This is a genomic window from Pseudomonas nitroreducens, from assembly GCF_010994165.1.
In the GTDB taxonomy this organism is placed as follows: Bacteria; Pseudomonadota; Gammaproteobacteria; order Pseudomonadales; family Pseudomonadaceae; genus Pseudomonas; species Pseudomonas nitroreducens.
Genome location: NZ_WMBX01000001.1, coordinates 685539 through 709897, shown reverse-complemented (window position 1 = coordinate 709897; position 24359 = coordinate 685539). Strand labels below are relative to the sequence as shown.

Here is a 24359-nt window from a genome sequence, read left to right as displayed (position 1 = left end):
ATCGCGGGCCTTTCCCGGCCCCCAGGAATCTTCCCGCGCAGGCGGGTAAAAGCGCCGAGTATAACGAGCCTGCGGCGGTGGCGCTCGGCTATACTCGGGCGCTTTATTATCGCGCCCAGGATGCGCCATATGCCCACCACCAAAGTCCCGCTCGACCTGCTGCTCTTCCCCACCTGGATTGTCCCCGTGGAGCCCGCCGGCATCGTCCTGCGTGACCATGGCCTGGGCATCCGCGACGGTCGCATCGCCCTGCTCGCTCCGCGCACCGAAGCGCTGCGCCATCCGGCGGCGGAAACCCGCGAACTGCCGGGCATGCTGCTCTCCCCCGGCCTGATCAACGCCCACGGCCATGCGGCGATGAGCCTGTTCCGCGGCCTGGCGGACGACCTGGCATTGATGACCTGGCTGCAGGAGCACATCTGGCCGGCAGAAGCCAAGTGGGTCAGCGAGGACTTCGTCCGTGATGGCACGGAACTGGCCATCGCCGAGCAGCTCAAGGGCGGCATCACCTGCTTCTCCGACATGTATTTCCTGCCGCAGGTGGCCTGCGAGGTGGTGCACAAGGCCGGCGTTCGCGCGCAGATCAGCGTGCCGGTACTGGATTTCCCGGTCCCCGGCGCCCGCGACGCCGACGAAGCGATCCGCCAGGGCCTGGCACTGCGCGACGACCTCAAGCATCACCCGCGCATCAAGGTCGCCTTCGGCCCGCACGCGCCCTACACGGTCAGCGACGACAAGCTGGAAAACATCCTGATGCTTGCCGAGGAACTGGACGCCGGCATTCATATGCACGTCCATGAGACTGCCTTCGAGGTCCAGCAGGCGCTGGAGAAGCACGGCGAACGCCCGCTGGCCCGCCTGCATCGCCTGGGGCTGCTCGGCCCGCGCTTCCAGGCCGTGCACATGACCCAGGTGAACGACGAAGACCTGGCCATGCTGGTGGAGACCAACAGTTCGGTGGTGCACTGCCCCGAATCCAACCTCAAGCTGGCCAGCGGCTTCTGCCCGGTGGAGCGCCTGTGGCAGGCCGGAGTCAACGTGGCCATCGGCACCGACGGCGCGGCCAGCAACAATGACCTCGACCTGCTCGGCGAAACCCGTACGGCCGCCCTGCTGGCCAAGGCCGTGGCCGGCCAGGCCACCGCGCTGGACGCCCACCGTGCCCTGCGCATGGCCACCCTGAATGGCGCCCGCGCGCTGGGCATGGAACAGGAAACCGGCAGCCTGGAACTGGGCAAGGCTGCCGATATCACAGCCTTCGACCTTTCCGGACTGGCCCAGCAGCCGGTGTACGAGCCGGTTTCCCAGTTGATCTACGCCAGCGGCCGCGACTGCGTGCGCCACGTCTGGGTCGGCGGCAAGCAGTTGCTGGATGACGGCAAGCTCACCCGCCTGGACGAAGAGCGCCTGATCGCCGTAGCAGGCGAGTGGGGACGCAAGATCGCCGGTGCCTGAGCCCCTGCCGTCCTGTCGCAGCGCCTGCGTCGGTCCAGCGCTGCGACAATCTGTCATGCCGCGCCCCATCCATTCGACGAAGCTGGCATCATAGCCAGTCTTCGTTTCCAGCTTTTTGATCAATAGGGACACCATGAGCAACGTCGACCACGCCGAGATCGCCAAATTCGAGGCCCTCGCCCACCGCTGGTGGGACCGCGAAAGCGAGTTCAAGCCCCTGCACGACATCAACCCGCTGCGGGTCAACTGGATCGACGAGCGCGTCAGCCTCGCCGGCAAGAAGGTCCTCGACGTCGGCTGCGGCGGCGGCATCCTCAGCGAAGCCATGGCCCAGCGCGGCGCTACCGTCACCGGCATCGACATGGGCGAAGCGCCCCTGGCAGTCGCCCAGCTGCACCAGCTGGAGTCCGGCGTGCCGGTGGAATACCGCCGCATCACCGCCGAAGAGCTGGCCGAGGAAATGCCCGAGCAGTTCGACGTAGTGACCTGCCTGGAAATGCTCGAGCACGTGCCCGACCCGGCCTCGGTGATCCGCGCCTGCCACAAGATGGTCAAGCCCGGCGGCCAGGTGTTCTTCTCCACCATCAACCGCAACCCGAAGGCCTACCTGTTCGCCATCGTCGGTGCGGAATACGTGATGCGCCTGCTGCCGCGCGGCACCCATGACTTCAAGAAGTTCATCCGCCCCTCCGAGCTGGGTGCCTGGTCGCGCGACGCCGGCCTGGCGGTCAAGGACATCATCGGCCTGACCTACAACCCGCTGACCAAGCACTACAAGCTGGCCAACGATGTCGACGTCAACTACATGATCCAGACCCTGCGGGAGGAGTGAATCGCATGCTCAAAGCGGTTCTCTTCGACATGGACGGCACCCTGCTGGACACCGCGCCGGACTTCGTCGCCGTGTGTCAGGCGATGCTCAAGGCCCACGGTCGCGCGCCGATCGACGACCAGCGCATCCAGGACGTGGTGTCCGGCGGCGCCCGCGCCATGGTTGCCGCGACCTTCGACATGGACCCGGAAGCCCCCGGCTTCGAGACCCTGCGCCAGGAGTTCCTCGACCGCTACCAGGAGCATTGCGCCGTCTTCACCCGTCCGTACGAGGGCATGGCGGAACTGCTGGAGAGTATCGAGCGCTCCCGCCTGATCTGGGGCGTGGTGACCAACAAGCCGGTGCGCTTCGCCGCGCCGATCATGCAGCAGCTGGGCCTGGCCGAGCGCTCCGCGGTGCTGGTCTGCCCGGACCACGTGAAGAACAGCAAGCCGGACCCGGAAATGCTCCTGCTGGCCTGCAGCCAGCTGAACATCGACCCGTCGCAGGTGCTGTTCATCGGTGACGACCTGCGCGACATCGAGTCCGGCCGCGCCGCCGGGACCAAGACCGCCGCCGTGCGCTACGGCTACATCCACCCGGACGACAACCCCGCGCACTGGGGCGCCGACGTCATCGTCGACCATCCCCGCGACCTGCTGGCGGTTCTCGACCGCGCCCTCTGCTCCTGCTGAACCGAACCTCGCGAGCCCGCCAGCGCGCTGACGGGTTCCGCCAAGGAGAAACCATGTTCGACTATTCCGCCCGCCCCGACCTGCTCAAGGGCCGCGTGATCCTCGTGACCGGCGCCGGCCGCGGCATCGGCCGGGCCGCCTCGCTCGCCTTCGCCGCCCACGGTGCGACCGTGCTGCTGCTGGGCAAGACCGAGGACTACCTCAACGAGGTCTATGACCTGATCGTTGCCGCCGGCCACCCGGAACCGGTGGTCATCCCGCTGAACCTGGAAACCACCCTGCCGCACCAGTACGACGAGTTGGCGGCCATGATCGAGAAAGAGTTCGGCAAGCTCGACGGTCTGCTGCACAACGCCTCGATCCTCGGCCTGCGCTCGCCCATCGAGCAGATTTCCACCGACAACTTCACCCGTGTCATGCAGGTGAACGTCAACGCCATGTTCAGCCTCACCCACACCCTGCTGCCGCTGCTCAAGCTCTCCGAGGACGCCTCGGTGGTCTTCACCTCCAGCAGCGTCGGCCGCAAGGGCCGCGCCTACTGGGGCGCCTACGCGGTGTCGAAGTTCGCCACCGAGGGTCTGATGCAGGTTCTGGCAGACGAGTGCGAGGACATCACCCGCGTGCGCGCCAACAGCGTCAACCCGGGCGCCACCCGCACCGCGATGCGCGCTCATGCCTACCCGGGCGAGAACGCTTACAACAACCCGGCGCCCGAAGACATCATGCCGGTCTACCTGTACCTGATGGGTCCGGACAGCAAGGGCGTGAACGGTCAGGCCTTCAACGCCCAGGACTGAGGTCCGGCCCTGCACAATCGGTACTGGCGTACCAGCGGCGTCGGCCTGCAGCCCAGCAACCACGCCGCCTCCCGCCATTTTTCTGGCTCCGCCCCGCTCTCCCCTCCGGCAAAGTGCCACCATTTCGCCAGACTTCTGGCGAAACCTTTCCCCGACTGGGAACCCTGACCACCACCGATCGGTCAATACGGCGTCTTTTCAGGCCTTTCCGCGCCCTGGCACGGAAATCGCTCTGTCCCTGCAAACGCCGTAAAAATGGTCGCCGCCATGGTTCCTCCCAAGCACTCCAATACCATCGATTTCGATGCTGCCAAGCTCCAGCGCGCGGCCAGCCAGGACATCCGCACACCCTCGCGGCGTCCGCTGGAGCTGCTGGAACTGCGCCAGCAGCTGAACCTGCAATTGCAGGTGAGCCTGGAGGCTGACCGCATCCTCGCGGTGTTCTTCCGCGAGATCCAGCAGTTGCTGCCAGTGGCCTACCTGGCGTACTACCACGCCGGCGCCGACCTGCGCCTGGAGTTCGGCGAAGCGGCCCGGCACAGTGCCGACTACCGCCTGACCCACGCCAGCGAATACCTCGGCGAGATCAGCTTCCGTCGTGCCCGGCGCTTCTCCGAGGTGGAGCTTTCGCAGCTGGAATCGCTGATGGCCTGCCTGCTCTATCCCCTGCGCAACGCCCTGCTCTACCGCGCCGCCGTGCAATCGGCGCTCCGCGATGCGCTGACCGGCACCGGCAACCGCATTGCCATGGACCAGACCCTGGGGCGCGAGGTCGAGGTAGCCCGGCGCCACCTGCTGCCACTGTCGATCCTCATGCTCGACCTGGACCACTTCAAGCAGATCAACGACGAGCACGGCCACAGCGTCGGCGACGACGCCTTGCTCGCCGTGGCAACGGCGCTGAAGAACAGCCTGCGCAATGTCGACATGGTGTTCCGCTTTGGCGGCGAGGAATTCCTCGTGCTGCTGTCCAACACCCCCGGCGTCGCCGCCGTGCAGGTAGGCGAACGGCTGCGGGCTGCCGTGGAGGAGCTGAACCTGGCCGCCGGCGGCAAACGCTTGCCGCTATCCATCAGCCTGGGCTGCGCCACCCTCAATGGCGGCGAGTCGGTGGATGATCTGCTGCGCCGCGCCGACAGCGCGCTTTACGAAGCCAAGCGCGACGGACGCAACCGCCTGGCCTGCGCCAGCTGACCCGGCGAGAGCCCCTGTAGCAGCGAGCTTGCTCGCGAACGGATGTCCCGGCAGCTCTGGCGTCAAGCGGGTTTGCGAGCAAGCTCGCTCCTACAGAAGACTTCCGCTAAATCGCAGGCAAGAAAAAGGGCTCCGAGGAGCCCTTTTCCATTTACCGCTGACGCTTAGCGCTTGAAGCCCGGACGCATGCCGTCACCGGCAGCCTGCGGACGGCGCTTGGCGATCGGCTTGCGCACCGGCTTGCCGGGACGCTCGGCCAGCGGGGCGCCTTTTTCACGCGCCGGACGGTCGCTCGGAGCCTTGCGCGGCGCACGGTTCTCACCGGCATCGCTACGCGGGCCACGGGCCGGACGATCACCGGCATCGCGAGGAGCGCGAGCAGGACGATCACTGCCAGCGTCACGCGGCTTGCGCGGAGCGCGGCCTTCACCAGCGTCGCTACGCGGGCCACGGGCAGGACGATCACCGGCATCGCGAGGAGCGCGGGCAGGACGATCACTGCCAGCGTCACGCGGCTTGCGCGGAGCGCGGCTGTCAGCGGAATCGCCACGCGGGCTACGGGCAGGACGATCACCGGCATCGCGCGGGGCACGAGACGGACGCTCGTCGGAATCGCGCGGACCACGAGCCGGACGCTCGCCAGCCGCCGGGCGCGGAGCACGCTGCGGACGCTCGCCTTCGGCGCGCTCGGTGCGGGTGCGCGAACCACGGCCCGGACGCTCGCTGGGCGCGAGCTTCTTGCCGAGCTTGCGCTCCTGGCGCTCGACCTTTTCCTTGGTCTTGGTGGAAACGGCCGGCAGGGCGACCGGGGTCAGGCCGACCTCCTCGCTGAGGATGTCCAGCTCGCGCTGGCCCATTTCGCGGTAGCGGCCCATGGTCAGTTCGGAGGTCAGGAACACCGGTCCGAAGCGCACGCGCTTCAGGCGGCTGACGATCACGCCCTGGGATTCCCACAGACGACGAACTTCGCGGTTACGGCCTTCCATCACCACCACGTGGTACCAGTGGTTGAAGCCTTCGCCGCCAGGCGCTTCCTGGATGTCGCTGAACTTGGCGGGGCCGTCTTCGAGCATCACGCCGGCTTTCAGGCGTTCGATCATCTCTTCGTCGACTTCACCGCGCACGCGTACGGCGTACTCGCGGTCCATCTCGTAGGACGGGTGCATCAGGCGGTTGGCCAGCTCGCCGTCGGTGGTGAACATCAGCAGGCCGGTGGTGTTGATGTCCAGACGGCCGACGTTGATCCAGCGGCCGCTGCGCAGGCGCGGCAGGCGGTCGAACACGGTCGGACGGCCTTCCGGATCGTCGCGGGTGCAGACTTCGCCTTCGGGCTTGTTGTAGATCAGGACGCGGCGCACATGCTCTTCGATCTTCTCGCGCTTGAGCAGGCGGTCATCGACGGCGATGGCATCGCGGTCGCCCACGCGCTGGCCAAGGGTGGCGACGGCGCCATTGACCTTGACCCGGCCTTCCTCGATCCAGGCCTCGACGTCGCGGCGCGAGCCCACGCCCATGCGGGCCAGGACCTTCTGCAGCTTTTCGCCTTCCGGAGCGGGGGTCAGTTCGGTGTTTTCGTGCTGGTCGTTCATCTCGGCACCTCCCGGTGTGTCGTGCAACGAAGAAAAAGGTCGCGCATCATACGCGCTTGTGCGCGGCAAAGCACCGCCCGCAGTCGGGAAAGACTAGTCGACTTACAGGGGAATGAAGCCATGCAGCGCGAAGACGACTTCACCGGGGCCAAGCTGGCGCTGTTCCATGGGGGCCAACTGGTGGTCTACAAGCGCGACGACAAGCCGGGAATCCCCTACCCCGGTTGCTGGGACTTTCCTGGCGGCGGCCGCGAAGGCGACGAGACCCCGGCGCAATGCGCGCTGCGCGAGTTGGAAGAAGAGTTTGGCCTACGCCTGGGCGAGCAACGCATCGAATGGCAGCGCCGCTACCCTGCTACGCACGGCCCCGCGCCCTGGGCCTGGTTCCTGGTGGCGCGGCTGCAACAGAACGAGTTCGAGGCCATCCGTTTCGGCGATGAAGGCCAGTACTGGCGGCTGATGCGCGTCAGCGAATATCTCGCCGAGGAACAGGCGGTGGGTTACCTGCAGGAACGCCTGCGGCATTTCCTCGCAGGGCGCATGGACATCGCCTGAATCCGCGCGCCGGGCCGCTGATACGCATTTGAGCGGCCCATCTGAATCTGTTTCCCCCGCCCGCATTTTTCTAGATTGCCCGCTCACCGGAGCGCCCTGGTTTTCCTCCAGGGGTGCGCCCGGACGTTCTGTCACAAGCGGGAATCCAGCATGAACTCGAGAAGCACGGAGCAGGCGTACAACTACAAGGTGGTTCGCCAATTCGCCATCATGACGGTGGTCTGGGGCGTCGTCGGCATGGCCATGGGGGTACTGATCGCCTCCCAACTGGTCTGGCCGCAACTGAACCTGGACCTGCCATGGACCAGTTTCGGGCGCCTGCGCCCGCTGCACACCAGCCTGGTGATCTTCGCCTTCGGCGGTTGCGCGCTGTTCGCCACCAGCTACTACACGGTGCAGCGCACCTGCCAGACGCGGCTGTTTTCCGACAGCCTCGCGGCCTTTACCTTCTGGGGCTGGCAGGCGCTGATCGTGGTGATGATGATCAGCCTGCCGCTGGGCTACACGACCACCAAGGAATACGCCGAGATCGAATTCACCGGCGCCGTGTGGATGGCCATCGTCTGGGTCGCCTACGCGGTGGTGTTCTTCGGCACGCTGATGAAGCGCAAGACGCCGCACATCTATGTGGGCAACTGGTTCTTCGCCGCCTTCATCCTGGTCACGGCGATGCTGCACATCGTCAACCACCTGGCCATTCCGGTGGACTGGTTCAAGTCCTACCCGGTCTACTCCGGCGCCACCGACGCCATGGTGCAGTGGTGGTACGGGCACAACGCGGTGGGCTTCTTCCTCACCACCGGCTTCCTCGGGATGATGTACTACTTCGTGCCCAAGCAGGCCGGACGCCCGGTGTATTCCTACCGACTGTCCATCGTGCACTTCTGGGCGCTGATCACTCTCTATATCTGGGCCGGCCCGCACCACCTGCACTACACCGCCCTGCCCGACTGGGCGCAGAGCCTGGGCATGGTGATGTCGCTGATCCTCCTGGCGCCGAGCTGGGGCGGGATGATCAACGGCATGATGACCCTCTCCGGCGCCTGGCATAAGTTGCGCACCGACCCGATCCTGCGCTTCCTCGTGGTTTCCCTGGCGTTCTATGGGATGTCGACCTTCGAGGGCCCCATGATGGCGATCAAGACCGTCAACGCCCTGTCTCACTACACTGACTGGACCATCGGCCACGTCCATGCCGGCGCGCTGGGCTGGGTAGCGATGATTTCCATCGGCTCGCTCTATCACCTGATTCCCAAGGTCTTCGGTCGCGAACAGATGCACAGCATCGGTCTGATCAACGCTCACTTCTGGCTGGCCACCATCGGCACGGTGCTCTACATCGCCTCGATGTGGGTCAACGGCATCACCCAGGGCCTGATGTGGCGGGCGGTGAACGCCGACGGCACGCTCACCTACTCCTTCGTCGAAGCGCTGCAGGCCAGCCACCCCGGCTTCGTGGTGCGCATGACCGGCGGGCTGATGTTCCTCAGCGGCATGCTGCTGATGGCCTGGAATACCTGGGTCACCGTGCGCCAGGCGCGCCCCGAGGCGATGCGTGTCGCCGAGCGGATGGCCTGAGATGACACTTTGGCTGGGGCTGGGCGGCCTGCTGGCACTGTATTTCGGCGTCGGCTGGAGCCTGCGGGCGCACCGCCAGCGCGGTATCGAGGAGGCCAGCATGCTGCCCTTCGCCGATGACGAGGAAGTGGCCCGGCGCATGGAAAAGGCCACCGGGCGCAGCCGCACCGGTTGCGCCTGCCCCGGCCAGTGCAGGGGCGACTGCGAACACTGGCGCGACTGGCAGCCCTAGCGCGCCAGTTTGCGGGCAGGCCTGCGACAGAGCGCCACATCACCTTCATCAATTTTCATTAGCAAGCACATCAATTTCCCGGCGGGCGTGCGGAGGCGGAATATCACTCCCGTGCCCCGCCACCTGATGGACGCCTGCAGCATCGTCCCCTGTCCTGTCTGGACCCCAGGACAGACATCATCGATGCCAGTGCTCCCCGGTGGGGCTCTCCATCCCACTCAAGGATCCCTGACCGGGTCCTTCACCGAGGAAATAAAGAATGAAGCTTGCCTCTGTCGTGTCGGCTGTCATCTCCAGCCTCGCCCCGATGGCTTTTGCCCAGGACGCAATCAAGAACCCCGGCGCCGACCTGCCGGTCACCGAATACCACTACGGCATGTCCCTGGACGTCGACAAGGTCCTGCACCGCACCGACAACTCCGGCAAGGTCGGCATCGTGCCGGCGTACATGGTCTACCAGGATCACGAAGGCCAGACCCACAAGGTCCGCTTCCTCGAATGGGGCGGCAGCACCAGCCAGGGCTGAGCCTTGCCTAGCATCGCCCTCCGGCCGTCTTGGCCAAACCCCGCGAGCCAGTGGTGGCGACCGGGGGGCGATCCTGATGAGTGGCCCGCCGCCAGGTGATGTCGCTCAGTTCCAATGCCGCCGCGAAGCGCGACGGTTGTCCCCCAGGCCGACCAGCGCCGCCACCGAGGCCATCAGTACCTCGGCGATCCATGCCAGCAACAGACCACCGGCCAGCGCCCAGCCAATTGCCTCGGGCTCCAGCATCACCTGGTAGCGGTAGTTCTCGTAGGTTTCCTGCAGCAGTTCGTGATTCGGCGAGGTGAGCATGTGCAGTGCGCGCTGGTACCAGGTGCCCTGCAACGCCTGCCACTCGTTGTCGAACAACTGGGCGCGACGCATCAACCGCTCGATATTGTCGGCGTCGCGCTGGAATACCGGGTCGGCGCTGCCGCGGTAATGCGCCACCAGGGCGCTCAGGTCGCCCTTGAAGAACTGCCCCGAGGTGTCCTTGAAGCCTTGCAGCGCCTGCGTTGCCTCGATGCGGTGGGCATCGACGCGTTGCGCGTAGTCCTTGATGAAACCCGGAATCTGGACCGCGACCATCAGACCCAGTGCGAACAGCACCATGCGTACATAGCTGCGCAGCATTCTTTCCCCCTTTCGTTCTTATGATGTGCAAGGCAACGCGGGATTCTCCCGCTTGCCGCGTTCACGTTCCGGGAATGCTTCACGTCCCGCTCAGATGCGCCCCTGGGTGACGATCTCGCCACGCCACCAGAGCATCCACTCGCCGCCCTGCATCAGGGTCCAGTTCTCGTTGTCGGTCAGCGGCTCGGTGGCGATCACCGTGACCACGTCGTTGGGTGTGGTTTCCGACTGGAAGTCCACGGTGACATCGGCGTCCTTCAGGCGCGCAGGCCCGAAGGGCGCACGGCGGGTGATCCACGCCAGCTTGGTGGAACAGAAGGTGAACAGCCAATCACCGTCACTGAGCAGGCAGTTGAACACCCCCTTCTCGCGATAGGACGCGCAGGCAGTCACCAGCGTGGGCAGCAGCACCTCCACCGGTACGGGCTCGGGAAAGGCACGCCGCACGCGGTTGAGCAGGTCGCAGAAGGCCGCTTCGCTGTCGGTGTCGCCCACCGCGCGGTAGAGACCGGGTTCGGGATGGAAGTCGGCGAGCTGGCCGTTGTGGGCAAAGGTCCAGTAGCGGCCGCCCATCTCGCGCACGAACGGATGGGTGTTGGCCAGGCAGACCTTGCCGACGTTGGCCTGGCGGATGTGGCCGATCACCGCTTCGCTCTTGATCGGGTAGCGCTGCACCAGCCGCGCGACTTCCGAGTCGACGCTGGCGGACGGGTCCTGGAACAGCCGCACACCGCGCCCCTCATAAAAGGCGATGCCCCAGCCGTCACGGTGCGGGCCGGTGCCGCCGCCGCGCTGCATCAGCCCGGTGAAGCTGAAGACGATGTCCGTCGGGACGTTGGCGCTCATGCCGAGCAACTCGCACATGAATCAGTTCTCCTCCATCAGTGCCTCGCGCAGCTGATGCAGCTCGCGTTCCAGGCGATTCTGCATCCTTTTCCGCCCCAGTGGCAGGAACCGCGTCAGCGCGCGCAGCAGCAGGGCTGGCAGGTCGTTCAACTCACGCGGGATAAGGTGCAGATGAAAATGTGCGACGTGCTGGTTGGCCGCGGGGCCGTCGTTGACCAGCAGGTTGATGCCGACTCGCCCGTAGCCGGCGCGACGCAGCACCCGCTCCATGCGTTCGGCCAACGGGATCAGGTCCTGCTGCGCAGCCTCGGAGAGCTGGTGCAGGAAGGCCGCGTGCTCGCGGGCGACCAGCAGCAGGTGCGCGGGGCGCAGCGGATAGATGTCCAGCAGCACGATGAAATGGTCGTCTTCGTAGAGGGTACGGGCCGGCACGCGACCGGCCGCGATGGCGCAGAACACGCAGTCCATGGGAACTCCTCGAAAGGCCGTTCAGTTCATGCTGGACGCGTGCGGGGCAGTACGCAAGGCCGGACTACAGGCGCGGTTCGATCCGCATGCGGCGCTCGCCGTGATCGTCGGTGTGGCTGTCAACGTCGGGCATGAGCTGCGGTTGCATCAGCTGGCGCAGGGTCGGCTCGTCTTCGTCGACCTTTTCCTGGCGGCGCTTCTTCAGCGAGCGCTCCAGCGGCCAGCGGATGAGCACGAACAGCAGGTACACACCGAATGCCGCCAGCAGCACCAGGGCAAGGTCGGAGACGGCGCGCCAGGCGTTGTTGCCAACCTTGAACACCACGTCCAGCGCGGTGATCGCGATAGCCGGAGCGTACAGGTTGTTCGCCGGGTCCACCGGGGTCGGGGTGAACAGCAGGACGATGACGATCACCCGCAGCGGCTCGCGCAGCCAGCGCCACATCCAGCCGGTCATCAGGAACCAGACCAGGGTCAGGCCAAGGCCGGCGGCGATATAGGCGCCCCAGGCAAGCGTGTAATCGTGTTCGTTCATGCGCGTGCGTGCGGTGTCGACAGAGGGGTGCGTATGATAGCCGCTTTTCCCCATGGGTGCGCATCCGGGCGTCCCCCATGCCGTCCCGAGGAGCCACCATGACCGACCGCCAGCCCCCCATCGCCCGCCGCGAAGCCGCCGCCGATCCGTATGCCTGGCTGGAAAACCGTGACGCCGAGGACGTCCTCGACTACCTGAAAGCAGAAAATGCCTACCTGGAAGATCAGCTTCTTCCTCAGACGAAACTGCGCGAAACCCTGTTCCAGGAGATCAAGGGCCGCATCCGCGAAACCGACCTGTCGCTGCCCACGCCCTGGGGCCCCTGGCTCTACTACCAGCGCACCACTGCCGGCGACGAGTACCCGCGCCACTACCGCAGCCCCCGCCCGGCCGACGGCTCGCTCACCGTCGACGCGAGCGCCGAAGAGCTGCTGCTGGACCCCAACGCCCTGGCCGGCGATGGCTTCCTGTCCGTGGGCGCCTTCAGCATCAGCCCCGATCATTCGAAGCTGGCCTACAGCCTGGATACCAGCGGCGACGAGATCTACACCCTGTACGTGAAGGAACTGGCTGACGGCAGCGTCACCACCCTGCCCTTCGAGGACTGCGATGGCAGCCTGACCTGGGCCAACGACAACCGCACCCTGTTCTTCGGTGAGCTGGACGACACCCACCGCCCGCACAAGCTCTACCGCCACAGCCTGGGCGAGAGCGGCGCGCAGCTGATCTTCGAGGAGCCCGACGGGCGCTTCTTCCTCAACTGCTACCGCGCCAGTTCCGAACGCCAGCTGATCCTGCTGCTCAACAGCAAGACCACCAGTGAAGCCTGGGTACTGGATGCCAATACGCCCGAGGGCGAGTTCGTCTGCCTGGCACCACGGGAGGAAGACCACGAGTACTACCCGGACCACGGTCGCCTGAACGGCGACTGGGCCTGGATGATCCGCAGCAACCAGGCCGGCATCAACTTCGCCCTCTACCACGCCAGCGAGACGCAACCCACCCGCGCCCACTGGCAGGAGCTGGTGGCGCACCGTGACGACGTGATGCTGGAAGGCCTCACCCTGAACGCCAGCGCACTCACCCTGAGCCTGCGCGAAGGCGGCCTGCCGATCGTCGAAGTCCATCCCCATGGACAACCGGCACACCGGGTGGACCTGCCGGACGCCGCCTATAACCTGTACGTGCAGGACAGCCTGGAGTTCGACAGCGCCACGATCCGCCTGCGCTACGAGGCCCTCAACCGACCGGCGCAGATCCGACAGTTGAATCTTTCAAGCGGAGAGCAAAAGGTTCTGAAGGAAACGCCGGTAGAAGGCCCGTTCGACGCCGACGCCTACGAAAGCCGCCGCCTCTGGGCCGACGCCGCTGACGGCGTACAGGTGCCGATCAGCCTGGTCGGCCGCCGCGACGTGCTGGAAGACGTCGCCCGCGGCAAGCCCGCCCCGCTCTATCTCTATGGCTACGGCGCCTATGGCGAGAGCCTCGACCCCTGGTTCTCCCACGCCCGCCTGAGCCTGCTGGAGCGTGGCTTCGTCTTCGCCATCGCCCACGTTCGCGGCGGCGGCGAGCTGGGCGAAGCCTGGTACCGCGCCGGCAAGCTGGCGCACAAGCAGAACACCTTCAGCGACTTCATCGCCTGCGCCGAACATCTGCTGGACCACGGCTACAGCACCCCGGCGCAACTGGCCATCAGCGGCGGCAGTGCCGGCGGCCTGCTGATCGGCGCGGTACTCAACCAGCGCCCACAGCTGTTCGCCGCGGCCATCGCCGAAGTGCCCTTCGTCGATGTGCTCAACAGCATGCTCAACCCCGACCTGCCGCTGACCGTCACCGAGTACGACGAATGGGGCAACCCGCAGGAGCCGGAGGTCTACGCACGGATCAAGGCCTACGCGCCCTACGAGAACGTCAGCGCCCAGGACTACCCCGCCCTGCTGGTGGTGGCCGGCTACAACGACAGCCGCGTGCAGTACTGGGAAGCCGCCAAGTGGGTAGCCAAGCTGCGCGTCAGCAAGACCGACGACCGCCTGCTGCTCCTCAAGACCGACCTGGGCGCCGGCCACGGCGGCATGAGCGGACGCTATCAGGGCCTGAAGGACGTAGCGCTGGAATACGCCTTCCTGTTCAAGGTGCTGGGCATCGAAGGCAACGCCTGATGCTCTACACCTGCCCGTGCTGCGGCTACTTCAGTTTCGGCGACCCTCCTGGGTCGTACGAAATCTGCGAGATCTGCTTCTGGGAAGACGATCACCTGCAACTCTGCTTCCCCGACGCACGCGGCGGCGCCAATGCCGTCAGCCTGATCGAGGCGCAGGTCAACTTCGTGCAATGGGGCGCATGCGAGCGGCGCTTCCGCGCGCAGGTGCGCCCGGCGACCATCGACGACGAGAAGGACGAGCGCTGGTTTCCGCTCTGGGAAAAGCGCGTGGACCTGCCGGATGGCGAGGCTCCACTGACCGGTGAGGAAGCCTGCTACTGGTTGCGCACACCCACGCCGGGCTGACTCAGCCGGCGCGGAAGATCAGGTGTTCTTCCCAGTCGTCCTCGGGCACCGAACCCTCCGCAAGCATGCGGCCGGACTGCGAGATGCGCTCATGGTGCACCGCCTCCGGATCACCGCAGACAAGGTGGTGCCACAGCGGCAGGTCCTTGCCCTCGGCCACCAGGCGGTAGCCGCAGGTCGGCGGCAGCCACTGGAACTCATCGGCCTGGGCCGGGGTGAGCTGGATGCAGTCGGGCACGCTGGCACGGCGATTGGCGTAGTCGGTGCAGCGGCAGGTCTTCAGGTCCAGCAGCTTGCAGGCGATGCGCGTGTAGTAGACGGTGCCGTCGTCCTCGTCCTCCAGTTTCTGCAGGCAGCACAGGCCGCAGCCGTCGCACAGCGACTCCCACTCTTCCTGGTCGAGCTGGTCAAGGGTCTTGCGTTTCCAGAAGGGCTCTACTTTGGCGGCCATTTTTTGTACAGGGGCAATTTCACGGGGCGCAAAGTCTAAGCCCGCCGCGCTCGCAGGCCAAGCGCAGGCGACCATTGACCGCGCGAGACTTGCCAGAGCGGGCCGTGCTGGTTAGTTTGATCGCCCCACGGGCCCGGTCCGCCGACACATCAGGCAGGACTCGCCAGCCGCTTCCCGCAGCCGCGCCGCCCGATCCCACCGCGATGCCCGGCCGACCACGGCACCATCGGCAGATTCCACGCCCTTCAAGGAGCCACCATGAGCGCCAACCCTCGCGTTTCCGAGCACCCCATCGACCCGCAGTTCATCAATCGCTGGTCGCCCCGCGCCTTCAACGGCGAAGCCATTCCCCAGGAGACCCTGCTGAGCTTCATCGAGGCCGCGCGCTGGGCACCGTCCTCCTTCAACTCGCAGCCCTGGCGCTTCCTCTTCGCCCGGCGCGACACGCCGAACTGGCAGCGCTACCTGAACCTGCTGGGCGAGTTCAATCGTGGCTGGGCGCAACACGCCTCGGCGCTGGTCGTCGTTCTGTCCAAGACCACCTTCGCTCCGCCCGGCTCCAGCGAAGAAAAACCGGCTCTGTGGCACAGCTTCGACACCGGCTCCGCCTGGGGCTTCCTCGCCCTGCAGGCGAGCCTGGCTGGCTGGCACACCCACGGCATGGCCGGCTTCGACCGCGAGCTGGCGCGCACCGAATTGAAAGTCCCGGCGGATCATGAGATCCACGCAGTGATCGCCATCGGCAAGCTCGGCGACAAGTCGATCCTCTCCGAGAGCCTGCAGGCCCGCGAAGTGCCCAATGCTCGCCGCCCGCTGGCGGAGATCGTGGCCGAGGGCGATTTCTCGCTCTGACGCCCAGCGCCGGACTTTCCGCCCTACAGCAGAACAAAAGAAAAGGCCCCGATCGGGGCCTTTTTTATGTCATCGGTGCGACAGCGATCAGTAACCGCGGGAGAAATCCACCTCGCCACGCATGGTCTGTCCCGCCCAGAAGCGGGTCAGGTTGTCGCGGAACAGCTCGATGAGCAGGCCCGGTAGGGTCGGCGCCGCCGTATGGCCAGTCAGCAACAGGCGCGGCGTGTGCCAGAACGGGTGCGACGTCGGCAACGGTTCCTGGCGGCAGACATCGATCACTGCGCCGGCCAGTTGGTTGGCTTCCAGCGCCGCGACAAGGTCCTCGTCCACCACCGAAGTGCCGCGCCCGGCGTTGAGGAACAGCGCGGTGGGCTTCATCCGCTGGAACAGCGCCAGGTTGTAGATATCGGCGGTTTCCGGCGTATCGGGCAACAGGTTGATCACGTAGTCGGCGGTCTCGGCCAGACGCGGCAGGTCATCCAGCCCGCCCATGCGGCCAAAGGGCACCAGCGCGCGCGGGTTCTTCGCCACGCCGACCAGTTCGACGCCGAACGGCGCGAGCATATGCGCTACGGCCTGGCCGATCTCGCCCGTGCCGACGATGAGGATCTGCCGGCCGCTCAGGCTGCCCGGCGAGCGGTCGTCCCACTGCACGCCGACCTGGCTGGCCAGGCGACCAAGGAACTGGCGCTCGTGGGCAAGCATGTAGGTGAGCAGGTATTCGGTCATGACCTGGCCGAAGATGCCGACGGCGCGGGTCAGCGCGTAGTCCTTGGGCAAGTCGTCGGCCAGCAGCGGGGTGATGCCCGCCCAGCTGGACTGGATCCACACCGGGTGCACGCCGTGGCGCAACAGCTGCGCGGCCAGGGTTGGCTCGCCGAGCCATACCGGGCACTCCGCCGCCGCTTCCACCAGGCCATCGGGGTTGTTGCCGGAGATCACCGTCAACCGGGGTTCGGCCGCCATCAGCAGGGCGGCGTAAAGGGAGTGTTCGCGATCGAGTACGAGCAGGCGCATGGTCAGGCCTTTCGCTTCGAGCGGTGGTGCATTTCCGGCTGGCGCATCTGGACTCGCTTCAAGGGAGCTTCCCTGGGATAAAACGTGGTCAGTTCTAGGGAAGTCAGGCGGCTATAGACACAGCCAAAGACCAAGCGTTCCGCTCCGTTGAACCCTATTCTCCGCGCATAATGCGCTCAAGCCGCGAACTTGCACAGTGCCAGCACTGGGCAAATCCGCGGCCTGAGCGCAGTGACGAGCCAGTCGGGATCAGACTGGATCGTTTCGCCGCAGCAGCTCTTCGGGCAGGTGCTCGATGTACTCGTCTTCGGCCGGTGGCATCTGCAGGTGGAAACCTTGTTTCTCGATGTTTTCCAGCACCACGTTGATGTCTTCGCGAGCCAGCTGGCGCTCGGGACTCAGGACCAGGTCGAAGGTGTGCTTCGGCGCGCCAAAGGCCGCCAGCAGCGCCTCGGGAACGCGGCTTAGGGCTTCGCGCTTGTCGACGTACAGGTACATCTCGTTCTTGCGCGGACTCTTGTAGATGGAGCAGATGCGTTTCATGTCGGTTCTTTCTGCGTGATGGGGTGGGCCGCGTTATTCGGCAGTCGGGGCAGCCAGGCTGTCCAGCAGGGCCTGCCCCATCAGCTCGCGGCGCCAGCCTTGCAGCGAATCGGGCAGTTGATAGGGGCCATTGGGCCAACCGGTCTTGAGCAAGGCCTCGAGAATCTTCTTGCGCAGCATCAGCTCGGGCGCCATGTCCAGGCGCTCGGCCTCCTTCTGGCCGACTTCGCGCAGCTTCTTCAGCACCGGGGCGATCTCGCGCGGCAGCGGCTCGGGCAGGGGCTGGGGGCGTTCTGCCTCTGGCAGCTTCGCTGCATGAGCGATCAAGGCGATCAGGGTGTCGCCGTCCTGGCGCACCGTACGTGGGTGCATGTCGTCGATGCGTGCCAGTGCAACCTTGTCGGCAGGCTGGAAGCGCGACAGCGGCCACAGGGTATGCTCGCGCAGCACATGGTTGCGCGGCTTGTTGCGCAACCGCGCCTGCTCCTCGCGCCAGACACACAGTTCGCGCAGCACGGCCAGTTGCAGGGGATTGAGCTTCCACGCCAACTTGACGTCGAGGTAAGCCTGCTGCGGATCGCTGACGCGGCTCTGGTTCTGAGTGAGGTCGGCACCATCGGCCAGCAGCCACTGCAATTTCTCGTCGCTCAGGCGCGGCGCCAGTTTCACGTAGACCTCGGCCAGGTGCTGCACGTCCTCGGCGGCGTAACGCACCTGCATGTCGGTCAACGGGCGCTGCAACCAGTCGGAGCGGGTTTCATCCTTGGGCAGGTCGAGGCCGAGGATTTCCAGCACCAGTTTGGAGTAGCCCATGGAGTGCGGCATGCCCAGGTAGGCGGCGGCCAACTGGGTATCGAACAGCGGCTGCGGCAGGCTGCCGGTCAGGCGCTGGAATACTTCCAGGTCTTCGCCGCAGGCATGGAACACCTTGACCACCAGCGGCGATTCGAGCAACGCGGCAAACGGCGACCAGTCGCGGATCAGCAGCGGGTCGATCAGCCACACGCCGCTGCCGTCACCCACCTGCACCAGCCCGGCTTCCGGGTAGAAGGTATCGACACGCATGAACTCGGTATCGAGCGCGAGGTACGGCAGTTCTTTCCAGTCCTGGCACTTGCGTTCCAGGGTGGTATCGTCGCGAATCCACTGTATATCGAGGGCGGTCACGAACATCTCCTTCGTTTCGGTGCGCGCAGTATATAGAGATGCATGATGTGCGAGCATTCCACTCGGCCATCGGTGTGTGACGATCGGCCAGCGGTCTCTACGCTTTGCCCCGCTCACAACAACAATAAGGCAGCTTTACATGAAGAAGCTTCTCGGGTTGGTCGTCCTGCTGGTCGCCGCCCTCGCCGTTTACCTGGCCTTCACGCCCAGCCCCATCGATCCGCTGGCCTGGACGCCGCCCAAGGCGCCGCCGATGACCGGCGTGATGGAACCCAACGACACGCTGATGAAGGCCGAACTGCTTGCCCAGGGCCAGATCGTCGGCCCCGAAGACACCGCCGTGGACAGCCAGGGCCAGGTGTTTGCCGGCCTGGACGACGGACGCATCGTGCGCATCGGCGCCGACGGCAAGGCGCAAACCTTCGTCGAAACCGGCGGACGCCCGCTCGGGCTGGCATTCGACCAGGCCGGAAACCTGATCGTCGCCGATGCCTGGAAAGGCCTGCTTCAGATCGATCCGCAGGGCAAGATCCGCGTACTGACCGACTCGGCCGACGGCGTGCCCTTCGCCTTTACCGATGACCTGGACATCGCCAGCGACGGGCGCATCTATTTCAGCGACGCCTCCAGCCGCTTCCATCAGCCCGACTACATCCTCGACCTGCTCGAAGCCCGCCCCCACGGCCGCCTGCTGCGCTACGACCCGGCCACCGGCAAGACCGAGACGCTGCTCAAGGACCTGTACTTCGCCAACGGCGTGGCGCTGTCGCAGCACGAGGACTTCGTCCTGGTCAACGAGACCTACCGCTACCGCATCACGCGTTACTGGCTCAAGGGCGAAAAGGCCGGGCAACACGACGTGCTCATCGACAACCTGCCAGGCCTGCCGGACAACCTCGCCAGCGATCGCAGCGGCACCTTCTGGGTCGCCCTGCCCTCGCCGCGCAAGGCAGACGCCGATGTGATCCAGCAGATGCCCTGGCTGAAACGCCAGCTCACCAAGCTGCCGCGCGCGGTCCTGCCCAAGCCGGTGCCCTATGGCCTCGTGATCCAGGTGAACGAGAAGGGCGAGATCGTGCGCAGCCTGCATGACACCAGCGGCCAGCACCTGCGCATGGTGACCTCGGCCAAGCCGGTGAACGGTGTGCTGTACCTGGGCAGCCTGGAGAACGATCGTATCGGACGGCTGCCCATCCGCTGAAGGCTCCTGATTCACTGACGCCTCAGGCCGGCGTCTGCTCCTTAAGGGCAGGCGCCGGTACGGGCACGGTGGAGGGCTCCAGCAACTCCAGCATTCGCTCGCGCACCTCACTCATCAGGGCATCGACGCCATGCTCGGTGAACCGGGTGGAGTCGATCGGTGCGCCGACATGCACTTCCACCGGCATGCCAAGATTCAGCTTCAGGCCGCCAGCCGGGAGCAATTGCTGAATGCCGCGAATCGCCACCGGGACAATGATCGCGTCGGTCTGCTGCGCCAGGCGGAAGCAGCCCTTCTTGAATGGCTGCAGCTTGCCATCCTTGGAACGCGTGCCCTCCGGCGCAGCCCAGAGCACGATACCGCTCTCCATCATCGCGCGCGCCCTGGCGAGGTCCGCCACGGCCTGGTGGCGGTTGTGCCGGTCGATGGAGGGGAACTCTGCCGCCCGCATGGCCGCGCCCCATACCGGCACGGCAAACAGCTCACGCTTGGCCAGCATGCGGATCGAGCCGGGCATGGTCACGAAGATCGCCGGGATGTCGTAGAAGCTGGAATGGGTGCAGAGGATCATGTAACGACGGCCATCGCCGAAGTCCGGTACCTCACCGTGGCGGCTCAGGCGCGCACCGGTCAGGCTCAACAGGCTGGCGGACCAGTCGCGTGTGAAGCCGTCGACCTTGGCGCGGCGAAGCCGGCCGATGGCCCCCAGCAGCAGGACCCGGACGCTGTAGCCCAGGGTGATCAGAACGGTCGCCAGGCCCACCAGGGCGACTCGCAGCGGGCCGGCCTTGCGCGGCGCCGATTGCAGGTTGAGCATGTTCGCCAACTCCCCACCAACTTTTCTTCATACAAGCCTTATGATGCGTTTCGGCCCCGTCACGACACAGGAACGCGCCCATGACCCAAGCCCGCCTGCTCACGCCCGAGCAACTGGCCGCCCGCCTCGATGACCCGAACCTCGTCCTCCTCGACTGCCGCTTCGCCCTCGAAGACCCGGCCTACGGCGCACGCAGCTACCAGGAGAATCATATTCCCGGCGCGCATTTCGCCGATCTCAACCGCGATCTCTCCGCCCCGGTGCGGCCGGGTGTAACGGGCCGCCATCCGTTGCCTGACCCGCAGCACCTGCTGGAGAAGCTGCGTGGCTGGGGGCTGAATGCCGACAGCGAAGTGGTGCTGTATGACGATGGCCCCGGCGCCTTCGCCGCCCGCGCCTGGTGGCTATTGCTGTGGCTGGGCAAGAGCGAGGGCGTCTATCTGCTCGATGGCGGCCTGAGTGCCTGGCGCAACGCCGGCCAGCGCCTGACTACCGCCGAAACGCCGGTGCGACCCGGCGACTTCAAGGGCCAGCCGGACAACAGCCTGTTGATCAGTGCCAGCGAACTGGCCAGCAAACTCGGCGACGCCGAGCTGCCGCTGATCGACGCCCGCGGCCTGCCGCGCTTCCGTGGCGAGGTGGAGCCCATCGATCCGGTGGCCGGGCACATTCCCGGCGCCCAGTGCGCGGCCTTCACCGACAACCTGGGCAATGACGGCCGTTTCCTGCGCCCCGAGCACCTGCACCAGCGCTTCGCCGGGCTGCTGCGCGGCCGCCCGGCCGAGGATCTGGTGGCCTACTGCGGCTCCGGCGTCACCGCCTGCCACAACCTGTTCGCACTGAGCCTGGCTGGCTACCCGCTGGGTCGCTTGTATGCGGGCTCCTGGAGTGAATGGATCACCGATGCGCGGCGCCCGGTGGCAACAGGCGACTGATTGCCCACTTCCGGCAATAAAAGCGGAAGACGCGTCACACCAGCGTCTTCCGTTCTCATGGATAGGTGTAAAGGCATCCGTCAGACTCGTGCCCAATCTTCAAAGGAGTGATCCCCATGCCCTCGCGCATCCACCAGACCCTGCTCGCCAGCCTGCTGCTTGGCCTGTGCAGCACTGCCCCGGCCTACGCCACCGAGCTCGAAGCCACCCCCTGTGAAATCCAGGACCAGTGGTCCGACCTCTATGGCGACGACCTGGTGAAAGCCGCCAAGGCTGGCCACGCCAGTGCGCAGTACACGCTCGGCCTGGAATACGACTCCGGTAGCGACGAGTACGACCAGGACTACGAGAAGGCCGCCTACTGGTACGAAAAGGCCGCCAGGCAGGGCCATGCCTGTGCCCAGTACAACCTGGGTAACGCCTACGACAACGGCGACGGCGTCGAGCAGGACTCGGCCAAGGCGGTGTACTGGTATCAGAAAGCCGTCGACCAGGGCGACAAGGACGCCCAGTTCAACCTGGCAATCATGTACGAGAACGGCACCGGCGTGACCCGCAGCTACAAGAAGGCTTTCGCCCTCTACCTGCAGTCGGCCGAGCAAGGGGATGTAGACGCCGAGTTCCAGGTAGCGGAGAGCTACGCCAAGGGCCGCGGCGTGGCGAAGAACCCCGCGCAGGCGCGCTCCTGGTACCAGAAGGCGGCGGAACAGGGCCACGAAGAGGCAGCGGAAAAGCTCGCTGCGATGCCGGAGTTACCGCCGAGCATCTAATCGCCAGAAGGAATATGAAGGAAAGCGGCGCCGACTAAACAATTTAAAAACAGTCCTTTACATCACATTCATCGCACTACACTTCAATTCGAGCGGCTAAGTCCGCTTCCGGCGGGGCCGAGGATAATCATCAGAAGCTGCCAAGACGCCCAGCCCCGCCGGTCATTGATGACGAGGATGTCATGGGAATCGCCGCGAACGATCTCTGCCAGTATGTGATCCGCCCCACCCTGCACTACCTGGGGCGCCACAGTATCGCGGCCGAATCGCTGCTGCTGGGGGCAGCAGCCTGTCAGTCGGCGCTGGGGAGCGCCCTCGATGACAGCCATGGCCACGGGTTGTATCGCATCGGTGAGCAGCGGCACCAGACGCTCTGGGATGGATTCCTGGCGCTGGACCCCGAGCTGGCCAGCCGCGTCCGGGGGCTGGCCAGCCAGCATGCTTTCCTCGACGCACCGCATCTCGAACTGACGGTCAACCTGCGTTACAGCACGGCCATTGCCTGGATGCTGGTCGAGGCGGAACACCTTTCCCTGCCACTGGCGGACGACCCCATGGAACTGGCTCGCATCTGGCGCCAGGTGTTCCACCCTCACGGGCGCCTCCACGACTTCGTCGACGCCTGGCACAGCTATGTCGGCAATTTAAGTCGAGTCGCCTAGTACTTCCGTACCCGAAGCGTGACCGATCGGTCAGAAATTATTTACATACAGCGACGAACGGACATCATTCAGATGGAACGCTCGTTTGAGCCCTGAAGCCCAAGGTAGAGCGCCTGCCAACCACTACCCAAGACCCGGGAATCTTGGTAGCTTGCGCGCCGATAAACACAGGAGTTGCTCTTACAATGAAAACAACATGGCTCAAGACCACCCTAGCCCTGACCATTAGCGCTGCCTCTGCCCAGGCCCTGGCCAACGGCATCGCCATCAACGAGCAGAGCGCTAGCGGCGCCGGCACCGCTTACGCGGGCCGTGCTTCTTCGGCATTGGACGCCAGCACCATCTACGGCAACCCGGCCGGCCTGTCCAAGCTCAAGCGTGCTGAAGTCAGCGGCGGTCTCGCCGTTGTTTCCGCCAAGGACGACATCAGTGACGCACACAGCACTGCCTCCGGCTCCAACAAGGGCGACTCCGTCCCTCTGGCCGCCGTGCCCTTCGGCTACTTCGCCACTCCGCTGGATGACAAGGTCAGCGTCGGCCTCGGCATCTATGTGCCGTACGGCATCATCAACGACTACGAAAGTGGCTTCCAGGGCCGCTCCCACGGTTCCTACAGCAAGGTCCAGGTCATCACCGTCCAGCCGACCATCAGCTACAAGTTCAACGACGTGGTATCCGTCGGCTTCGGCCCGACCATCAACCGCATCGACGGCAAGCTGGAAAACTACCTGAACACCGGCGCGCTGAACGGCGCCCTGGGCGGTAACGGCGACGACACCAAGATCAGCATCAAGGGCGACGACACCGCCGCCGGCTTCAACGTCGGCGTACTGGTCACCCCGACCGAGAGCACCTCCATCGGCGCCACCTACCACTCCAAGGTGAAGTACGAGCTCAAGGGCCACACCACCGTCTCCAACTCGCCGGCCGGCCTGTTCGATTCGCGCATGGATGCCAGCCTGGACATCACCCTGCCCGAGTCCCTGGACCTGTCCCTCACCCAGAAGCTGGATGACCGTTGGACTGTCTACGGTGGCACCACCTGGACGCGCTGGAGCCGTCTGAAGTCCATCGAAGTGCAGAACACCGGCGCCCCGATCTCTTCCTTCGACACCATCGGCGAAGACCTGAGCTGGCACGACACCTGGTCGGCCGCCATCGGTACCTCCTATCAGTGGAACGACCAGTGGGTGCTGCGTACCGGCTTCGCCTACGATCCGTCGCCGACCACCAACGAGCACCGCAACGTGCGCATCCCGGTGGGCGATCGCAAGATCTTCACCCTGGGCGCCGGTTACTCGCCCAATGCCGACATGACCATCGATGTCGCCTACGCCTACCTGTGGGAATCCACCGCCGGCGTAAACCAGCCGGACGGCCAGGAACTGGCAGGCCTGCAACTGCAGCCGGCCTACAGCGCCAAGTATGACAACAGCGCCCACGGTCTGACCGCGCAGATGACCTATCGCTTCTGATAGCGCCGCGGCGTAACGAAAAGCCGGGCTCATGCCCGGCTTTTTCTTG

Annotated in this window: 27 protein-coding genes; 17 read left to right on the top strand and 10 right to left on the bottom strand. The window is 65.6% G+C overall.

Annotated elements, in window-relative coordinates:
* The first annotated feature begins 129 nt into the window (after nt 1-129).
* From GJV37_RS03410 to GJV37_RS03390, 5 genes are all read left to right on the top strand, one after another.
* Nucleotides 130-1455 (top strand): TRZ/ATZ family hydrolase, encoded by a 1326-nt coding sequence (locus tag GJV37_RS03410; protein WP_193452144.1) that lies wholly within the window; start codon nt 130-132, stop codon nt 1453-1455.
* A 133-nt stretch (nt 1456-1588) separates the two neighbouring features.
* Nucleotides 1589-2287 carry a bifunctional 2-polyprenyl-6-hydroxyphenol methylase/3-demethylubiquinol 3-O-methyltransferase UbiG gene (gene ubiG / locus GJV37_RS03405; RefSeq protein ID WP_024767043.1) on the top strand — a complete coding sequence of 233 codons (699 nt, stop codon included), beginning with the start codon at nt 1589-1591 and terminating at the stop codon, nt 2285-2287.
* Nucleotides 2284-2961: an N-acetylmuramic acid 6-phosphate phosphatase MupP gene (gene mupP, locus GJV37_RS03400; protein WP_169889845.1), complete on the top strand. Its 678-nt coding sequence runs from the start codon at nt 2284-2286 to the stop codon at nt 2959-2961. The genes ubiG and mupP overlap by 4 nt, the downstream gene beginning before the upstream one ends.
* 53 nt (nt 2962-3014) lie before the next feature.
* The gene (locus GJV37_RS03395) at nt 3015-3758 is read left to right on the top strand and encodes a YciK family oxidoreductase (protein WP_065327882.1); all 744 of its coding nucleotides are present in this window, start codon (nt 3015-3017) and stop codon (nt 3756-3758) included.
* Nucleotides 3759-4025: 267 nt separating this feature from the next.
* Nucleotides 4026-4952 (top strand): GGDEF domain-containing protein, encoded by a 927-nt coding sequence (locus GJV37_RS03390; RefSeq protein WP_193452143.1) that lies wholly within the window; start codon nt 4026-4028, stop codon nt 4950-4952.
* Nucleotides 4953-5116: 164 nt separating this feature from the next.
* Here the strand turns inward: GJV37_RS03390 and rluB are convergent, their stop codons facing one another.
* Nucleotides 5117-6541, bottom strand: coding sequence for a 23S rRNA pseudouridine(2605) synthase RluB (gene rluB, locus GJV37_RS03385; RefSeq protein WP_164488279.1), 1425 nt, complete (start codon nt 6539-6541; stop codon nt 5117-5119).
* Between the two features lie 120 nt (nt 6542-6661).
* On the opposite strand from rluB, the gene GJV37_RS03380 reads away from it, so the two are divergent.
* From GJV37_RS03380 to GJV37_RS03365, 4 genes are all read left to right on the top strand, one after another.
* Complete coding sequence (locus tag GJV37_RS03380) at nt 6662-7096, top strand: NUDIX hydrolase (RefSeq protein ID WP_024766466.1); 435 nt, start codon at nt 6662-6664, stop codon at nt 7094-7096.
* A gap of 150 nt (nt 7097-7246) precedes the next feature.
* A complete protein-coding gene (ccoN, locus tag GJV37_RS03375; RefSeq protein WP_024766465.1) occupies nt 7247-8674 on the top strand; it encodes a cytochrome-c oxidase, cbb3-type subunit I in 1428 nt (475 codons plus the stop codon).
* Nucleotide 8675: 1 nt separating this feature from the next.
* A complete protein-coding gene (locus GJV37_RS03370; RefSeq protein ID WP_024766464.1) occupies nt 8676-8906 on the top strand; it encodes a hypothetical protein in 231 nt (76 codons plus the stop codon).
* 259 nt (nt 8907-9165) lie between these two features.
* Nucleotides 9166-9432 (top strand): DUF2790 domain-containing protein, encoded by a 267-nt coding sequence (locus GJV37_RS03365; RefSeq protein ID WP_024766463.1) that lies wholly within the window; start codon nt 9166-9168, stop codon nt 9430-9432.
* Between the two features lie 105 nt (nt 9433-9537).
* On the opposite strand, the gene GJV37_RS03360 is transcribed toward GJV37_RS03365, so the two are convergent.
* From GJV37_RS03360 to GJV37_RS03345, 4 genes are all read right to left on the bottom strand, one after another.
* Nucleotides 9538-10062 carry a DUF2937 family protein gene (locus tag GJV37_RS03360; RefSeq protein ID WP_024766462.1) on the bottom strand — a complete coding sequence of 175 codons (525 nt, stop codon included), beginning with the start codon at nt 10060-10062 and terminating at the stop codon, nt 9538-9540.
* A gap of 90 nt (nt 10063-10152) precedes the next feature.
* Nucleotides 10153-10926 (bottom strand): class II glutamine amidotransferase, encoded by a 774-nt coding sequence (locus tag GJV37_RS03355; RefSeq protein ID WP_024766461.1) that lies wholly within the window; start codon nt 10924-10926, stop codon nt 10153-10155.
* A gap of 3 nt (nt 10927-10929) precedes the next feature.
* Nucleotides 10930-11376: an HIT family protein gene (locus GJV37_RS03350; RefSeq protein WP_024766460.1), complete on the bottom strand. Its 447-nt coding sequence runs from the start codon at nt 11374-11376 to the stop codon at nt 10930-10932.
* 64 nt (nt 11377-11440) lie between these two features.
* Nucleotides 11441-11911: an MFS transporter gene (locus GJV37_RS03345; RefSeq protein WP_169889851.1), complete on the bottom strand. Its 471-nt coding sequence runs from the start codon at nt 11909-11911 to the stop codon at nt 11441-11443.
* A gap of 98 nt (nt 11912-12009) precedes the next feature.
* Here GJV37_RS03345 and GJV37_RS03340 point away from each other — a divergent pair, with 98 nt between their 5' ends.
* Together GJV37_RS03340 and GJV37_RS03335 are read left to right on the top strand one after the other, a co-directional pair.
* Nucleotides 12010-14070 (top strand): S9 family peptidase, encoded by a 2061-nt coding sequence (locus GJV37_RS03340; RefSeq protein ID WP_065086361.1) that lies wholly within the window; start codon nt 12010-12012, stop codon nt 14068-14070.
* On the top strand, nt 14070-14417 hold the full coding sequence (locus tag GJV37_RS03335) for a CPCC family cysteine-rich protein (RefSeq protein WP_024766457.1): 348 nt from the start codon (nt 14070-14072) through the stop codon (nt 14415-14417). The genes GJV37_RS03340 and GJV37_RS03335 overlap by 1 nt, the downstream gene beginning before the upstream one ends.
* 1 nt (nt 14418) lies before the next feature.
* Here GJV37_RS03335 and GJV37_RS03330 read toward each other — a convergent pair whose 3' ends face one another.
* A complete protein-coding gene (locus tag GJV37_RS03330) occupies nt 14419-14868 on the bottom strand; it encodes a YcgN family cysteine cluster protein (RefSeq protein ID WP_024766456.1) in 450 nt (149 codons plus the stop codon).
* Nucleotides 14869-15126: 258 nt separating this feature from the next.
* Between GJV37_RS03330 and GJV37_RS03325 the strand changes: the two genes are divergently transcribed.
* Nucleotides 15127-15720 (top strand): nitroreductase family protein, encoded by a 594-nt coding sequence (locus GJV37_RS03325; RefSeq protein ID WP_024766455.1) that lies wholly within the window; start codon nt 15127-15129, stop codon nt 15718-15720.
* Between the two features lie 87 nt (nt 15721-15807).
* On the opposite strand, the gene GJV37_RS03320 is transcribed toward GJV37_RS03325, so the two are convergent.
* From GJV37_RS03320 to rnd, 3 genes are all read right to left on the bottom strand, one after another.
* Complete coding sequence (locus GJV37_RS03320; protein WP_193452142.1) at nt 15808-16740, bottom strand: D-2-hydroxyacid dehydrogenase; 933 nt, start codon at nt 16738-16740, stop codon at nt 15808-15810.
* A 249-nt stretch (nt 16741-16989) separates the two neighbouring features.
* Complete coding sequence (locus GJV37_RS03315) at nt 16990-17283, bottom strand: YcgL domain-containing protein (protein WP_024766453.1); 294 nt, start codon at nt 17281-17283, stop codon at nt 16990-16992.
* Between the two features lie 33 nt (nt 17284-17316).
* A complete protein-coding gene (gene rnd, locus GJV37_RS03310) occupies nt 17317-18456 on the bottom strand; it encodes a ribonuclease D (protein WP_170858270.1) in 1140 nt (379 codons plus the stop codon).
* Nucleotides 18457-18589: 133 nt separating this feature from the next.
* On the opposite strand from rnd, the gene GJV37_RS03305 reads away from it, so the two are divergent.
* Entirely contained in the window at nt 18590-19651 is a 1062-nt protein-coding gene (locus GJV37_RS03305) for an SMP-30/gluconolactonase/LRE family protein (protein ID WP_170858269.1), read from the top strand.
* 22 nt (nt 19652-19673) lie between these two features.
* Here the strand turns inward: GJV37_RS03305 and GJV37_RS03300 are convergent, their stop codons facing one another.
* Nucleotides 19674-20468: a lysophospholipid acyltransferase family protein gene (locus GJV37_RS03300; protein ID WP_024766450.1), complete on the bottom strand. Its 795-nt coding sequence runs from the start codon at nt 20466-20468 to the stop codon at nt 19674-19676.
* An 80-nt stretch (nt 20469-20548) separates the two neighbouring features.
* On the opposite strand from GJV37_RS03300, the gene GJV37_RS03295 reads away from it, so the two are divergent.
* The 4 genes from GJV37_RS03295 (at nt 20549) to GJV37_RS03280 (ending at nt 24310) form a co-directional block, all read left to right on the top strand.
* Nucleotides 20549-21403 carry a sulfurtransferase gene (locus GJV37_RS03295; RefSeq protein ID WP_024766449.1) on the top strand — a complete coding sequence of 285 codons (855 nt, stop codon included), beginning with the start codon at nt 20549-20551 and terminating at the stop codon, nt 21401-21403.
* Between the two features lie 116 nt (nt 21404-21519).
* The gene (locus tag GJV37_RS03290; protein ID WP_024766448.1) at nt 21520-22173 is read left to right on the top strand and encodes a tetratricopeptide repeat protein; all 654 of its coding nucleotides are present in this window, start codon (nt 21520-21522) and stop codon (nt 22171-22173) included.
* Nucleotides 22174-22355: 182 nt separating this feature from the next.
* A complete protein-coding gene (locus GJV37_RS03285; RefSeq protein ID WP_024766447.1) occupies nt 22356-22835 on the top strand; it encodes a hypothetical protein in 480 nt (159 codons plus the stop codon).
* A 185-nt stretch (nt 22836-23020) separates the two neighbouring features.
* Nucleotides 23021-24310: an outer membrane protein transport protein gene (locus GJV37_RS03280; RefSeq protein ID WP_170858268.1), complete on the top strand. Its 1290-nt coding sequence runs from the start codon at nt 23021-23023 to the stop codon at nt 24308-24310.
* Nucleotides 24311-24359: the final 49 nt, after the last annotated feature.

Coding starts and splice junctions, on each gene's coding strand:
- GJV37_RS03410 (WP_193452144.1), top strand. CDS start 130: ATGCCCACCACCAAAGTCCCGCTCGACCTGCTGCTCTTCCCCACCTGG.
- ubiG (WP_024767043.1), top strand. CDS start 1,589: ATGAGCAACGTCGACCACGCCGAGATCGCCAAATTCGAGGCCCTCGCC.
- GJV37_RS03395 (WP_065327882.1), top strand. CDS start 3,015: ATGTTCGACTATTCCGCCCGCCCCGACCTGCTCAAGGGCCGCGTGATC.
- GJV37_RS03390 (WP_193452143.1), top strand. CDS start 4,026: ATGGTTCCTCCCAAGCACTCCAATACCATCGATTTCGATGCTGCCAAG.
- rluB (WP_164488279.1), bottom strand. CDS start 6,541: ATGAACGACCAGCACGAAAACACCGAACTGACCCCCGCTCCGGAAGGC.
- GJV37_RS03380 (WP_024766466.1), top strand. CDS start 6,662: ATGCAGCGCGAAGACGACTTCACCGGGGCCAAGCTGGCGCTGTTCCAT.
- ccoN (WP_024766465.1), top strand. CDS start 7,247: ATGAACTCGAGAAGCACGGAGCAGGCGTACAACTACAAGGTGGTTCGC.
- GJV37_RS03370 (WP_024766464.1), top strand. CDS start 8,676: ATGACACTTTGGCTGGGGCTGGGCGGCCTGCTGGCACTGTATTTCGGC.
- GJV37_RS03365 (WP_024766463.1), top strand. CDS start 9,166: ATGAAGCTTGCCTCTGTCGTGTCGGCTGTCATCTCCAGCCTCGCCCCG.
- GJV37_RS03360 (WP_024766462.1), bottom strand. CDS start 10,062: ATGCTGCGCAGCTATGTACGCATGGTGCTGTTCGCACTGGGTCTGATG.
- GJV37_RS03355 (WP_024766461.1), bottom strand. CDS start 10,926: ATGTGCGAGTTGCTCGGCATGAGCGCCAACGTCCCGACGGACATCGTC.
- GJV37_RS03350 (WP_024766460.1), bottom strand. CDS start 11,376: ATGGACTGCGTGTTCTGCGCCATCGCGGCCGGTCGCGTGCCGGCCCGT.
- GJV37_RS03345 (WP_169889851.1), bottom strand. CDS start 11,911: ATGAACGAACACGATTACACGCTTGCCTGGGGCGCCTATATCGCCGCC.
- GJV37_RS03340 (WP_065086361.1), top strand. CDS start 12,010: ATGACCGACCGCCAGCCCCCCATCGCCCGCCGCGAAGCCGCCGCCGAT.
- GJV37_RS03335 (WP_024766457.1), top strand. CDS start 14,070: ATGCTCTACACCTGCCCGTGCTGCGGCTACTTCAGTTTCGGCGACCCT.
- GJV37_RS03330 (WP_024766456.1), bottom strand. CDS start 14,868: ATGGCCGCCAAAGTAGAGCCCTTCTGGAAACGCAAGACCCTTGACCAG.
- GJV37_RS03325 (WP_024766455.1), top strand. CDS start 15,127: ATGAGCGCCAACCCTCGCGTTTCCGAGCACCCCATCGACCCGCAGTTC.
- GJV37_RS03320 (WP_193452142.1), bottom strand. CDS start 16,740: ATGCGCCTGCTCGTACTCGATCGCGAACACTCCCTTTACGCCGCCCTG.
- GJV37_RS03315 (WP_024766453.1), bottom strand. CDS start 17,283: ATGAAACGCATCTGCTCCATCTACAAGAGTCCGCGCAAGAACGAGATG.
- rnd (WP_170858270.1), bottom strand. CDS start 18,456: ATGTTCGTGACCGCCCTCGATATACAGTGGATTCGCGACGATACCACC.
- GJV37_RS03305 (WP_170858269.1), top strand. CDS start 18,590: ATGAAGAAGCTTCTCGGGTTGGTCGTCCTGCTGGTCGCCGCCCTCGCC.
- GJV37_RS03300 (WP_024766450.1), bottom strand. CDS start 20,468: ATGCTCAACCTGCAATCGGCGCCGCGCAAGGCCGGCCCGCTGCGAGTC.
- GJV37_RS03295 (WP_024766449.1), top strand. CDS start 20,549: ATGACCCAAGCCCGCCTGCTCACGCCCGAGCAACTGGCCGCCCGCCTC.
- GJV37_RS03290 (WP_024766448.1), top strand. CDS start 21,520: ATGCCCTCGCGCATCCACCAGACCCTGCTCGCCAGCCTGCTGCTTGGC.
- GJV37_RS03285 (WP_024766447.1), top strand. CDS start 22,356: ATGGGAATCGCCGCGAACGATCTCTGCCAGTATGTGATCCGCCCCACC.
- GJV37_RS03280 (WP_170858268.1), top strand. CDS start 23,021: ATGAAAACAACATGGCTCAAGACCACCCTAGCCCTGACCATTAGCGCT.